At 73.5% G+C, this 12,337-nt stretch carries 11 protein-coding genes; 4 read left to right on the forward strand and 7 right to left on the reverse strand.

Annotated features, from left to right (window positions below):
* The 5 genes from RIN80_RS16930 to RIN80_RS16950 all read right to left on the reverse strand — a co-directional run.
* Nucleotides 1-3,088: efflux RND transporter permease subunit (locus RIN80_RS16930; RefSeq protein ID WP_309096438.1), on the reverse strand; the 3,088-nt coding region annotated here is incomplete at its 3' end.
* Nucleotides 3,089-3,248: 160 nt separating this feature from the next.
* Complete coding sequence (locus RIN80_RS16935) at nt 3,249-3,932, reverse strand: response regulator transcription factor (protein ID WP_309096439.1); 684 nt, start codon at nt 3,930-3,932, stop codon at nt 3,249-3,251.
* Nucleotides 3,929-5,146: a sensor histidine kinase gene (locus RIN80_RS16940; protein WP_309096440.1), complete on the reverse strand. Its 1,218-nt coding sequence runs from the start codon at nt 5,144-5,146 to the stop codon at nt 3,929-3,931. The genes RIN80_RS16935 and RIN80_RS16940 overlap by 4 nt, the downstream gene beginning before the upstream one ends.
* A 118-nt stretch (nt 5,147-5,264) precedes the next feature.
* On the reverse strand, nt 5,265-5,543 hold the full coding sequence (locus RIN80_RS16945; protein ID WP_309096441.1) for a hypothetical protein: 279 nt from the start codon (nt 5,541-5,543) through the stop codon (nt 5,265-5,267).
* Between the two features lie 23 nt (nt 5,544-5,566).
* Complete coding sequence (locus tag RIN80_RS16950; RefSeq protein WP_309096442.1) at nt 5,567-6,352, reverse strand: PspA/IM30 family protein; 786 nt, start codon at nt 6,350-6,352, stop codon at nt 5,567-5,569.
* 317 nt (nt 6,353-6,669) lie between these two features.
* On the opposite strand from RIN80_RS16950, the gene RIN80_RS16955 reads away from it, so the two are divergent.
* Together RIN80_RS16955 and RIN80_RS16960 are read left to right on the forward strand one after the other, a co-directional pair.
* Nucleotides 6,670-7,269, forward strand: a complete 600-nt coding sequence (locus tag RIN80_RS16955; protein WP_309096443.1) for a DUF3043 domain-containing protein — start codon at nt 6,670-6,672, stop codon at nt 7,267-7,269.
* Nucleotides 7,270-7,352: 83 nt separating this feature from the next.
* Entirely contained in the window at nt 7,353-8,054 is a 702-nt protein-coding gene (locus RIN80_RS16960; protein ID WP_309096444.1) for a methyltransferase domain-containing protein, read from the forward strand.
* 58 nt (nt 8,055-8,112) lie between these two features.
* On the opposite strand, the gene RIN80_RS16965 is transcribed toward RIN80_RS16960, so the two are convergent.
* Complete coding sequence (locus tag RIN80_RS16965) at nt 8,113-8,325, reverse strand: hypothetical protein (RefSeq protein ID WP_309096445.1); 213 nt, start codon at nt 8,323-8,325, stop codon at nt 8,113-8,115.
* A gap of 220 nt (nt 8,326-8,545) precedes the next feature.
* Here RIN80_RS16965 and RIN80_RS16970 point away from each other — a divergent pair, with 220 nt between their 5' ends.
* Nucleotides 8,546-9,745 carry a bifunctional adenosylcobinamide kinase/adenosylcobinamide-phosphate guanylyltransferase gene (locus tag RIN80_RS16970; protein ID WP_309096446.1) on the forward strand — a complete coding sequence of 400 codons (1,200 nt, stop codon included), beginning with the start codon at nt 8,546-8,548 and terminating at the stop codon, nt 9,743-9,745.
* Nucleotides 9,746-9,763: 18 nt separating this feature from the next.
* On the opposite strand, the gene RIN80_RS16975 is transcribed toward RIN80_RS16970, so the two are convergent.
* Complete coding sequence (locus RIN80_RS16975) at nt 9,764-10,822, reverse strand: class I SAM-dependent methyltransferase (protein ID WP_309096447.1); 1,059 nt, start codon at nt 10,820-10,822, stop codon at nt 9,764-9,766.
* 188 nt (nt 10,823-11,010) lie between these two features.
* Here RIN80_RS16975 and cobT point away from each other — a divergent pair, with 188 nt between their 5' ends.
* A complete protein-coding gene (cobT, locus tag RIN80_RS16980) occupies nt 11,011-12,132 on the forward strand; it encodes a nicotinate-nucleotide--dimethylbenzimidazole phosphoribosyltransferase (protein ID WP_309096448.1) in 1,122 nt (373 codons plus the stop codon).
* Nucleotides 12,133-12,337 lie beyond the last annotated feature (205 nt).

The raw sequence follows: 12,337 nt of genomic DNA on the forward strand, positions 1-12,337 counted from the left end.
CCCCGTCCCCCGCCTTCCTCGCCCGCTTGTCCGCGCGCTTCTTCGCCCGGCGCTCCTTGCGGAGTTCGACCATCGCGTACAGCGTCGGCACCAGCAGCAGGGTGAGCAGCGTCGAGGTGACCAGGCCGCCGATCACCACCACGGCCAGCGGCTGGGCGATGAAGCCGCCCTCGCCGGTGATGCCGAGGGCCATCGGAAGCAGGGCGAAGATGGTCGCCAGGGCGGTCATGAGGATGGGCCGCAGACGGTGCCGGCCGCCCTCGACCACGGCTTCGACGATGCCGTGGCCCTGCCTGCGGTACTGGTTGATCAGGTCGATCAGCACGATCGCGTTCGTGACCACGATGCCGATCAGCATCAGCATGCCGATCATCGCCGGGACGCCCATCGGGGTGCCGGTCGCCACCAGCAGGCCGATCGCGCCGGTGGCGGCGAACGGGATGGACACGAGCAGGATCAGCGGCTGGACCAGGGACCGGAAGGTGCCGACCAGCAGCAGGAAGACGATCGCGATGGCCGCCAGCATCGCCAGGCCCAGGTTGGCGAACGCCTCGTCCTGGTCCTCGGAGACACCGCCGATCGACGCGGTGGCGCCGTCCGGGAGCTTCAGCGCGTTGATCTTCGACTGGAGTTCGGTGCTGACCGCGCCGGTGTTGTCGCCGGTGGGCTTCGCGGTGATGGTGGCCGCGCGCTGGCCGTCGATGCGGGTCATGGAGACCGGCCCGTCGACCAGCCGCACGGTAGCGATGTCGCCGAGCTTCACCGTGCCGCCCAGGCGCAGGTCCTGAAGCTCCTTCAGGGTCCGCGCGGGCTTCGCCGAGCGGATGACGACGTCGCGCTCGGTGTCGTCCAGGACCGCCTTGGCCGCGGTGGTGCCGCGGACGGCCTGGGCGACGGCGGCGCCGAGGGTCTGGTCGTCGAAGCCGGCCGCGGCCGCCTTGTCGTTGGCCTTCACCGAGATGCGCGGGACACTGGTGGCCAGGTCGCTGGTGACGTCCGTGACGTCGTCGAGGGAGGCGACCGCCTCGCGGACCTCCTCGGACGCCGTGCGCAGGACGTCGGCGTCGGCGGCCTTCACCACGACGCTCAGCTCCTGGGCGCCGAAGCCGTCACCGGCGGCGATGGTGGTGGTGCCGATGCCCTTCAGCCCGGCCAGGCCCTTCTCGATGCGCTCCTGGACGTCCTCGTAGGACGCCGAGTCCTCCAGCATCACCTGGTACGAGGCCTGGTTGGAGTCCGTGCCGCCGCCGAAGGCCGCCATGAAGCCGGAGGAGCCGATCGTGACCTGGTAGTCCTTCACGCCCTCGGTGCCGGCGAGCAGCTTCTCGACCTTCTTCGCCTGGGCGTCGGTCGCGGCCAGGCTGGTGCCGGGCTTCAGCTCCTGCTTGACGGTGAGGACCTCCTGCTCGCCCTGGTCGAAGAAGTTCGTCTTCAGCAGCGGCGCCATGCCGAACGTGCCGACCAGGACGACGACCGCGATGGCCACGCTGGTGAGGCGGCGGCGGGTCGCGAAGCGCAGGACCGGGACGTAGACGCGCTGCAGTCGGCTCCTGGCCTCCTTCTCCTCGGCCAGCCGGCGGGCCTCGTCCGCGTCCTCGGGGGTGCCCTTGGGGGGCCGCAGGAACCAGTACGACAGGACCGGCACGACCGTCAGGGAGACCAGCAGCGACGCCAGCAGCGCGGCCGTGACCGTGAGGCTGAAGGAGCCGAACAGCTCGCCCACCATGCCGCCGACCAGGCCGATCGGCAGGAACACGGCGACCGTGGTGAGGGTGGAGGACGTCACCGCGCCGGCGACCTCGCGCACCGCGTTGAGGATGGCCGAGTGGCGCTCCTCGCCGTAGCCGAGGTGGCGCTTGATGTTCTCCAGGACCACGATCGAGTCGTCGACGACCCGGCCGATGGCGATGGTCAGGGCGCCCAGGGTGAGGACGTTCAGCGACAGGTCGCGCGTCCACAGCACGATCAGGGCGAGGACCACGGACAGCGGGATGGACACCGCCGTCACCAGGGTGGAGCGGATCGAGGCGAGGAAGACCAGGATCACCAGGACCGCGAAGAGCAGGCCCAGCGCGCCCTCGGTGGTCAGCCCCTTGATCGACTTGGACACGGCCGGGCCCTGGTCGCTGACGACCGTGAGGGTGGCGCCGGAGCCGAGGTCCTTGCGCAGGTCGGGGAGCTTGTCCTGGACGGCGTCGGAGATGGCGACCGCGCTGCCGTCACGGTCCATCGTCACGGCCACGGCCAGGGAGGGCTTGCCGTCGGTGCGGGTGATGGAGTCGGCCGGGGCCTCCTGCTGCTTCACCGTGGCGACGTCGCCGAGGCGCACCGGCTCGCCCTTGCCGGGCTCGCCCTTGATCCGCAGGTCGCGGATCTGCTCGATCGAGGTGAAGCCGCCGCCGACCTGGACGGTGCGGTTGGCGCCGCCCTCGTCGAAGGAGCCGGCCGGGACGGTCGCGCCGCCCGCCTGCAGGGCCTGGCCGAGGGACTGCGCGCTCAGGCCGGCCTTCGCGAGCTTCGCGTCGTCGGGCGTGACGGTGACCTGGACGTCCCGCACGCCGTCGACGGTGACCTGGCCGACCCCGTCGATGCTCTTCAGGTCCGGCACGACGGTCCTGTCGAGCTGGTCGGCCAGGGCCTGCTGGTCGCGGCCGGAGGTGACGGCGAGGACGACGGTCGGGATGTCGTCCGTGGAGCCGGCGACGACCTGCGGGTCGACGTCGTCCGGGAGCTGCGCGCGGGCCCGGTTGACGGCCTGCTGGACGTCGGCGACCAGCTGCTTGGTGTCGTTGCCGTAGTCGAAGGACGCCATGATGACGGCGTTGCCCTCGCTGGCGGTGGAGGTGACGCCGCTGATGCCGTCGACGGCTTCGAGGCTGTCCTCGATGGGTTCGACGACCTGCTTCTCGACCACGTCCGGCGACGCGCCCTGGTACGGCGCCAGCACGGACACCATGGGCAGTTCGATGGTGGGCAGCAGCTGCTGCTTGAGCTGGGGTATCGCGATCGCCCCGAAGACGAGCGCGATGATCGACATCAGGCCTATCAGGGCGCGTTGCGCGAGGCTGAATCTCGACAGCCAGGACATGGGTCAGGATCTCTCTTCTGTTTAACGGCAGAAGCGGCAGCGGGCGCGCAGATGAGCGCCCGCCCCTACACCCTGAGCCATGGCCGGGGCCCGATTCGTAGGCCCCAGGTCCCGTTCCTTATGCGGCGCCTACTCCCGCCGCAGTACGGCCGGGCCGGGTTCACTCCACCCTTGGACGGACCAGGCCGGACTCGTAGGCGATGACCACCAGCTGGGCCCGGTCGCGGGCGCCCAGCTTGGCCATGGCGCGGTTGACGTGCGTCTTCACCGTCAGCGGGCTGACCTCCAGCCGCTCGGCGATCTCGTCGTTGGAGTGGCCGCCGGCGACCTGGACGAGCACTTCGCGCTCGCGCACGGTGAGCGAGTCGAGCCGCTCGCCGCGGGCCGGGTCGCGGTTGTCGTCGGCCGGGTCGCCCTGGGCGAGGAAGCGGGAGATCAGGCCCGTGGTGGCCGCCGGGGACAGCAGGGCCTGGCCGCCGGCCGCGATGCGGATGGCGTTCAGCAGCTCCTCCGGTTCGGAGCCCTTGCCGAGGAAGCCGGAGGCGCCGGCGCGCAGCGACTGCACGACGTAGTCGTCCACCTCGAACGTCGTCAGGATGACCACGCGGACGCCGGCGAGGGCGGGGTCGGCGCTGATCATGCGGGTCGCGGCGAGTCCGTCGGTGCCGGGCATGCGGATGTCCATGAGGACGACGTCGGCGCGCTGCTCCTTCGTCAGCCGTACCGCCTCCGCTCCGTCGGAGGCCTCGCCCACCACCTCCATGTCGGGCTCGGAGTCGACGAGCACGCGGAAGGCGCTGCGCAGCAGCGCCTGGTCGTCGGCGAGCAGGACACGGATGGTCATGCGGGGTCCTCCCCGGTGGATGTACGGCCCTTGACGGGCAGGATCGCATGGACGCGGAAGCCCCCGCCGTAGCGGGGACCGGTGGTGAGGGTGCCGCGCAGGGCGGTGACCCGCTCGCGCATGCCGAGCAGCCCGTGCCCGCCGCCGTCCGGGGCCCGGTCCTCGCCGCCGCCGTCGTCGAGGACGGTGATCTCGATGTTCGGTCCCACCCGTACGACGCTGACCTCGGCCCTGGCCTGCGGCCCGGCGTGTTTCTGCACGTTGGTGAGGGCCTCCTGGATGATCCGGTAGGCGGCCAGGTCGACGGCGGCGGGGAGGGTGGTGTCCTGGTCGGCGCGGGCGACCTCGACGTGCAGGCCGGCGTTGCGGAAGGTGCCGGTGAGTTCGTCGAGGCGGTCCAGGCCCGGGGCGGGCTCGGTGGGGGCCTCGGGGTCCCCGGACTGGCGGAGCAGGCCGACGGTGGCGCGCAGCTCGTTGAGCGCGGAGCGGCTGGCCTCACGCACGTGCGCGAGGGCCTCCTTGGCCTGGTCGGGACGCTTGTCCATGACGTGGGCCGCGACCCCGGCCTGGACGTTGACCAGGGCGATGTGGTGGGCGACGACGTCGTGCAGGTCCCGGGCGATGCGCAGGCGCTCCTCGGCGACCCGGCGGCGGGCCTCCTCCTCGCGGGTGCGTTCGGCGCGTTCGGCGCGTTCGCGGATGGCCTGGACGAAGGCGCGGCGGCTGCGGACGGCGTCACCGGCGGTGGCGCCGATGCCGGTCCAGGCGAAGATCGCCAGGTTCTCCTGGGCGTACCAGGGCAGGCTGCCGGCGGCCATCGCGGTGCCGGTCAGCACGGTCATGGTGAGCAGTCCGACGCGCCAGGTGGTGGGGCGGTCGGTGGTGGAGGCGACGGTGTACAGGGCGATGACCGCGGACATGGCGACGGGGGCGCGGGGGTCACCGGTGACGGACTCGGCGACGGAGACGGCGCCGGTGAGGGCGAGGACGGTCATCGGGGCGCGGCGGCGGAAGACCAGGGCGGCGGCACCGAGGGCCATGAGGACGAGGCTGAGGGGGTCGGGGGTGCGCAGGACCCAGCTGACGCTGTCGCGGTGGCGGGGTTCGACGAACGAGCCGGCGACCATGCAGACCAGGACGGCTGCGGCGAGGACGGCGTCCATGGCCAGGGGGTGCGCCTTGGCCCGGCAGCGGGCCCGCGCGAGGGTGCTCACGGGTGTTCACGGTAGCCGGGGCGGGTGTGGGGGGATACGGGGCCGGGTGTGAGGTGCTCGGCACCGCGGCCGGGGCGGGCGGGTGCGCGACCCGGCGGTGCGGTGCGGAGCGGCCCGGTCATCCGGGGATCAGGCCGTCGTCGCCGAGCAGCTCCCTGACCTCCTCCAGCGTCGCGTCCGGAGAAGGCAGGATCAGATCCGAGGGTTCCAGGGAATCGTCGGGCAGGGGTTCACCCAGGTCGCGGACCCTGGCCAGCAGGGCGTGGAGGGTGCGGCGGAAGCCGGGGCCGTCGCCCCTCTCCACTTCGGCCAGGAGCTCGTCGTCCAGCTTGTTGAGCTCGGCGAGATGGCCGTCGGCCAGAATCACCTGGCCCTCCCCCATGATCCGTACGATCATGTCGCCCTCCTAGGCGTGGGCCCCTACTGCTTGTCGAAGCGCGGGGTGTCCTGCGGCTGCTGCGGGGACTGCTGCTGGCTCGTGCCACCCTCGATGGCCTGCTGCCCACCGCTTGATCCACCGGCGAGCTCGGCCTTCATGCGCTGCAGTTCCAGCTCTACATCCGTACCACCGGAGAGCCGGTCCAGCTCGGCCTGGATGTCGTCCTTGTGCATGCCGGACGGGTCGTCCAGGGCGCCGGAGGCGAGCAGTTCGTCGATCGCGCCGGCGCGGGCCTGGAGCTGGGCCGTCTTGTCCTCGGCGCGCTGGATGGCCAGCCCGACGTCGCCCATCTCCTCGGAGATGCCGGAGAAGGCCTCGCCGATGCGGGTCTGCGCCTGGGCCGCCGTGTACGTCGCCTTGATCGTCTCCTTCTTCGTGCGGAAGGCGTCGACCTTGGCCTGGAGCCGCTGGGCCGCCAGGGTGAGCTTCTCCTCCTCGCCCTGGAGCGTGGCGTGCTGGGTCTCCAGGTCGGTCACCTGCTGCTGGAGCGCGGCCCGGCGGGAGAGCGCCTCGCGGGCCAGGTCCTCACGGCCCAGCGCGAGCGCCTTGCGGCCCTGGTCCTCCAGCTTGGTGGACTGCGACTGCAGCTGGTTCAGCTGCAGTTCCAGGCGCTTGCGGCTGGTCGCCACGTCGGCGACGCCGCGGCGCACCTTCTGGAGCAGCTCCAGCTGCTTCTGGTACGAGTAATCGAGGGTCTCGCGCGGGTCCTCGGCCCGGTCAAGGGCCTTGTTGGCCTTCGCGCGGAAGAGCATCCCCATACGCTTCATGACACCGCTCATGGGCTTCGCGCGCCCCCTTCTGACCGACTCCGGCTCCAGCTCCTGCGACAGAACCCACAGTACGGGCCCTGCATCCATTACCGCACTGTTCGGGGACGGATGCGCTCATCCCCAAGGACGACTGCGTGCGCTCCCGCTCCGGCGTAAGGAGTAGGTGGCCCCCGGGGTCGCCGGGGCGTACGTCCCGGAGACGACCGGGTGCGCGCACAACGTCCCCTCTGTCCCCCTTACTGACGACTGGCGTTGCCGGATCGTTCCCCACGGGACTGGGGTCCATGCCCGTCAAGCCCTTACCCTTGGGTTTTGTGTTCCGTAGCCGTGCGAAGGATGAGAAGACCCAGGCCGCCGACAAGGCGCCGGTGAACTTCTCCAAGCAGCCCCGCGACCCGCAGGCCCCGAAGGGCAGGCCCACGCCCAAGCGCAGTGAGGCCCAGTCCCAGCGCCGCAGCGTCGCCAACACCTCGATGACGCGCAAGGAGGCCGCCAAGCGCCAGCGCGAGGAGCGCCGTGCCGCGCTGGAGCGCCAGCGTCAGGCGCTGGCCAGCGGCGACGAACGGTATCTGCCCGCCCGTGACAAGGGGCCGGTGCGCCGGTTCGCGCGGGACTTCGTCGACTCGCGGTTCAACATCGCGGAGTTCTTCCTGCCGATGGCCGTGGTCATCCTCGTGCTGAGCATGGTGCGGGTGGCGGCGCTGCAGAACATCGCGCTGCTGCTGTGGCTCGTGGTGATCGTGCTGATCGTGCTCGACTCGTTCGTGACGGCCTTCCGTCTGAAGAAGCAGCTGAACGAGCGCTTCGCGGGCGAGAACAAGCGCGGCGCGGTCGCCTACGCCCTGATGCGCTCCCTCCAGATGCGTCGGCTCCGGCTGCCGAAGCCGCAGGTCAAGCGCGGAGAGCGGCCCTGACCACGACGCCGTTCTCCGGGGGCGCGGCCGAGGCCTGGCTGGACAAGCTGGGCGGGCTGCGCGATGTCGTCCGGCAGGAGCTGGTGGCCCGCCAGCTGGACGAGCAGATAGTCGGGCGTTTCCCGGTCGGCCGGCGGCTGCGGGTGCTCGATGTCGGGATGGGCCAGGGCACGCAGGCGCTGCGGCTGGCCCGGGCCGGGCACCAGGTGACCGGTCTGGAGCAGGACGCGACGATGATCGCCGCGGCCCGTCAGTCCCTCGCCGGGGAACCGGAGGGCATCCGGGAGCGGATGCGGATCATCGAGGGGGACGGCCGGGACACCGGCGTGCACTTCCTGCCCGGCAGCTTCGACGTGGTGCTCTGCCACGGCGTGCTCATGTACGTCGAGGAGCCGGACCCGCTGCTGGCGGGCCTGGCCCGGATGCTCGCGCCGGGCGGGCTGCTGTCGCTCCTGGTACGCAACGGGGACGCGCTGGCGATGCGGCCGGGGCTGTCCGGCGACTGGGCCGGCGCGCTGGCCGCGTTCGACACGACGGCCTACCGGAACCGGCTCGGGCTCGACGTACGGGCCGACCGGCTGAAGGACCTCACGGCGACGCTCGCGGGGATCGGGGCGCCGCTGCACACCTGGTACGGGGTGCGGGTGTTCACCGACACGGCGGCGGACGGCGCCGAGGCCCCGGCCGACCTCGAGACGCTCCTCGCGGTGGAGGAGAAGGCCGGGCGGACGGACCCGTACCGCGGGGTGGCGGCGCTGCTGCACCTGTGCGGCGTACGGGGCTGACGCCGGACGGACCGGGCCACCGGGGTGGGCGAGGGCCGCGGGGCCCCCGCCCCGCGGCTCACGCCTCGGCCGCGTGCAGGCTCATCGGCCCGTAGATCTCCGTGGCGTCCTCGAACAGCCGCACCTGGTCGGCGCCGCCCTCCTGCAGTGCCTTCCAGTGCTCCCCGATCCAGGACTCGGCGTCCCCCTGGGTGGGGAACTCCTCCGGCGGCACCGCGGGCTCGACCTCCGTCCCGTCGGTCTTCTCGAACCGCCACGTCCATGCCGCCATGTACGCCTCCCATGTGTGAGCACACTGCACAGCGAAAAGCCGGATGCAGGTCCGGCTCCCGATCCGAGCCTATGCGCTCCGCGGGTGGGGCGGGACATGTGGCCGGATGTGCGGGGTTATCGGTCTGTGCGGGTCGTCAGGGCTGGTCGCGCAGTTCCCCGCGCCCCTTCGGGGACGTTGCCGACACGCGTGTCGCATGCTCGCGGGTGAGAATCGGGGCGTGGAACTGACTTTGCTCGGCACCGGTGCGCCCGCGGGACTCCCCCGCCCCGACTGTCCCTGCGCGGTCTGCGCGACCGCTCTGGGGCCGGACGCGCGGGCGGCCACCGCGCTGCTCCTGGACGGGGTGCTGCTGCTGGACCTGACGCCCGGGGCGGCGTTCGCCGCGGCGCGCGCGGGCCGGTCGCTGACCGGCGTGCGGCAGGTGCTGCTGTCGCATCCGCACGACGGCCCCGCCGTGGAGGTGCCCGCGGGGCTGCCGCAGCCGGGGCGGGTGCCGGACGGACGCGAGTTGACGCTGCTGACCGGGCACCGGGTGCGGGCCGTGGCGCTGGACGCGCCGGGCACCGGGTACGCGGTGACCGGACCGGAGGGGCAGCGGCTGCTGTACCTGCCGCCGGGCGGGGCGCCGGCGGGTCTGGAGGAGCCGGCCGAGCCGTACGACATGGTGCTGCTGGACGTCGTGGGGCGGCCGGACGCGCTGGCGAAGCTGCGGGCGGTGGGGGCGGTGGGGCCGACGACCGACCTGGTAGCCGTGCACCTGGACCACGACGTGCCCCCGGGCCCGGAGCTCGGGCGGCGGCTCGCGGCGGCCGGGGCGCGTGCGGTGCCGGACGGGGCGGCGCTGGCGGTCGGGGCGTACGAGGACGTGCCGGACGTGCCGCGCCGGACGCTGGTGCTGGGCGGGGCCCGGTCGGGGAAGTCCGTGGAGGCCGAGCGGCGCCTGGAGGCCTTCCCGGACGTGCTGTACGTGGCGACGGGCGGATCGCGCAACGGGGACACCGAGTGGTCGGCGCGGGTGTCCGCGCACCGGGAGCGGCGGCCCGGGTCGTGGCGGACGGCCGAGACCTGCGATCTGGTGCCGCTGCTGGAGGCGCAGGGGCCGCCGCTGCTCATCGACTGCCTGTCGCTGTGGCTGACGGACGCGATGGACGCGGCCGGGGCGTGGGACGACGCGGTGTGGGCGGAGCGGGGCGAGAAGGTGCTGCGGGAGCGGGTGCGGGAGCTGACGGAGGCGGTGCGGGCCACGCGCCGGACGGTGGTCGCCGTGTCCAACGAGGTGGGGTCGGGGATCGTCCCGGCGACGGCGTCGGGCCGGCGGTACCGGGACGAACTGGGGCGGCTGAACGCGGGGTTCGCGGACGAGTGCGAGCACGTGCTGCTGGTGGTGGCCGGGCAGGCCGTGGTGCTCAGGGGCTGACGGGCCAGGACGCCCCTGTCAGGCGGCCTTGCGGGCGATCAGTCTGTAGGCGTTCGCGAAGCGGGTACGGCGGGCCACCGGGGCGACGAGGTGGTCGGCCAGCGCCGCCAGGGCCACCAGCGGCATGCCCGCGCGGAGCAGGGCCTCACGGGCGTGGCGGTGCACCGCGGGCGGCGGGATCGCCCGCCAGGGCGTGTCGGGGGCCGGCAGGGCGTGGGAGAGGGTCAGGGCCAGGGCGCCGGACAGGTCGTGGGGGACGTGCGCGGAGCGGTGGTCCACGGTGACGACCGTGCAGCCGGCCGCCTCCAGTTCGGCCCGCAGGTTCCGCGGGGGCATCAGGTGGAGGTGGCGCGGCTGGTCGTAGGCGAGCCACCAGCGGCCCAGGAGCGCGGCGAAGACGCTGCGGGGGTCGAGGGTCTCGACCAGGAGGTGGCCGCCCGGGCGCAGGACGCCCAGGGCCGCCCGGAGTTCCGCCCGCGGATCCGGCGTGCCCTCCAGGTGGTGGAGCATGCTGACCACGTCGTAGCGGTCACGCAGCGGCGCCGCGATCCGGGGGTCGGTCAGGCGCCCGACGTGGGCCTCCTCGACGCGGTCGGCCGAGCGGGCGCGGACCACGCGGGGCGAGGGGTCCAGGCCGTCGAACGCGGTGTAGGGGAAGAACTCGCGGGCGGTCGCCGGGAAACGGGCGTGGCCGGTGCCCACGTCCAGCCAGCTCTCCGGTTCTCCGAAGCGCCGCATCGCGCGGGCGGCCGAGCGGTGCCGTCCGCGGCTGCCGCGCAGGGCGAGCAGTCCGTCGCTGGCCGGGTCCTTGGGCGCCCCGCGCGCGGTCCGGTGGTACAGGGCGAGGCCCTCGGCGGTCAGGCGGGGGTTCTGGAAGGTGTGGCCGCAGTCCCGGCACGCGTCGACGGTGAACCCGCCCGGCTTGTACTGCCGCAGGTCACCGGTGCGCAGCCGGTTGCGCAGCCGGGCGGAACCGCACCAGGGGCAGTCCTCGCGGCGCGGTTCGTGGACCCGTGCGGTCGCCTGCGGGGCGGGGGCGGCCGAGGGGGCGGCGGAGGAGGCGGGATGTGCGGGCATGGGCGGCTCCCGGGCGCTAGGGCGTACGCGGGGTCGTCCGGCGGGGGGTCGGTGGACGACCGGTGCGGCACGACAATCCGCTGCAAAACGGAACGTATGGGATGCCGGTGCCGGGTGCAACGACGTCGTCCCGGCGGTGTGGTGATGTGGCGCCGTGCTGTTCGATCGGTGCCGGTACTGTTCGGCGAATGAGCTCGCTTAATCTCGACGACTTCTCCGATCTGATCGAGCGTCCGGACGGTGGGATCCGCCGAGACGCCGAGGCGCGCCGGGAGCGACAGGTCGTGCCGCCCGGATCGCTGGGCCGGCTCGACGACCTGGGTGAGTGGCTGGCGGCGGCGCAGTCGGCCGTGCCGGTGCGGCCGGTCGAGCGGCCGCGGGTGGTGCTCTTCGCCGGTGACCACGGCGTCGCGGAGCTGGGCGTGTCGGCCCGGCCGGCGGGCAGCGCCGGGGAGTTGGTGCGCGAGGTGCTGGAGGGCGGCCGGCCGGTGTCGGTGCTGGCCCGCCGGCTGGGCGTGCCGGTGCGGATCGTCGACATGGCCCTGGACTGCGACCCCGAGAGCCTGCCCGGGGACGTCGTACGGCACCGGGTGCGGCGCGGCAGCGGGCGGATCGACATCGAGGACGCGCTCAGTCCCGAGGAGGCGGAGGCGGCGTTCCGGACCGGGGTCGCGGTGGCCGACGAGGAGGCCGACTCGGGGACCGACCTCATCGTCCTGGGCGATGTGAGCGTCGGCGGGACGACGGCGGCGGGCGTGCTGGTCGCGGCGCTGTGCGGGGTCGACGCGTCGGTCGTGACCGGGCGCGGCGGACTGGCCATCGACGACCTGGCGTGGATGCGCAAGTGCGCGGCGATCCGGGACGCGCTGCGCCGGGCCCGGCCGGTGCTCGGGGACCAGTTGCGGTTGCTGGCGACGGTGGGCGGGGCCGACCTCGCGGCGATGACGGGGTTCCTGCTGCAGTGCGCGGTGCGGAAGCTGCCGGTGGTGCTCGACGGGGTCGTGACGGCCGCGTGCGCCCTGGTCGGGCAGCGGATCGCGTTCCGCGCCCCGGACTGGTGGCTGGCCGCGCACGACAGCGGGGAGCCCGGGCAGGCGAAGGCGCTGGACCGGATGGCACTGGAGCCGCTCCTCACCCACGGGGTGACGGTCGGTGAGGGCACCGGGGGTCTGCTGGCCCTGCCCCTGATCCAGTCGGCCGCGGCCCTGGCAGCGGACCTGCCGGAGAGGCCCGGGGAGCCGGAGGAGACCTTGGCCGGGGACGTGGCCGGAGCCGAGGAGCCGGCCGGGGCCGAAGACCGGGCAGGCTAGGGGCCGGCGGGGGCCGAGAACCAGGCGACCCGGAGCAGCGGGCAGGGCCGGGGGCTTCGGCGGTGCGCCGGGGACCGGGTGGGGCTCCGGTGCCGGCGGAGCCACGAGGAGCAGGACCGGTTCGGGAGGCGGGCGGGCCCCGGGGACCGGGCAGGGCACCCGCGCAAAGCCCCACGCCCCGACATGGCCCCACGCCCCGACGAAG

It is taken from the genome of Streptomyces sp., assembly GCF_031181705.1.
Classification (GTDB): Bacteria; Actinomycetota; Actinomycetes; order Streptomycetales; family Streptomycetaceae; genus Streptomyces.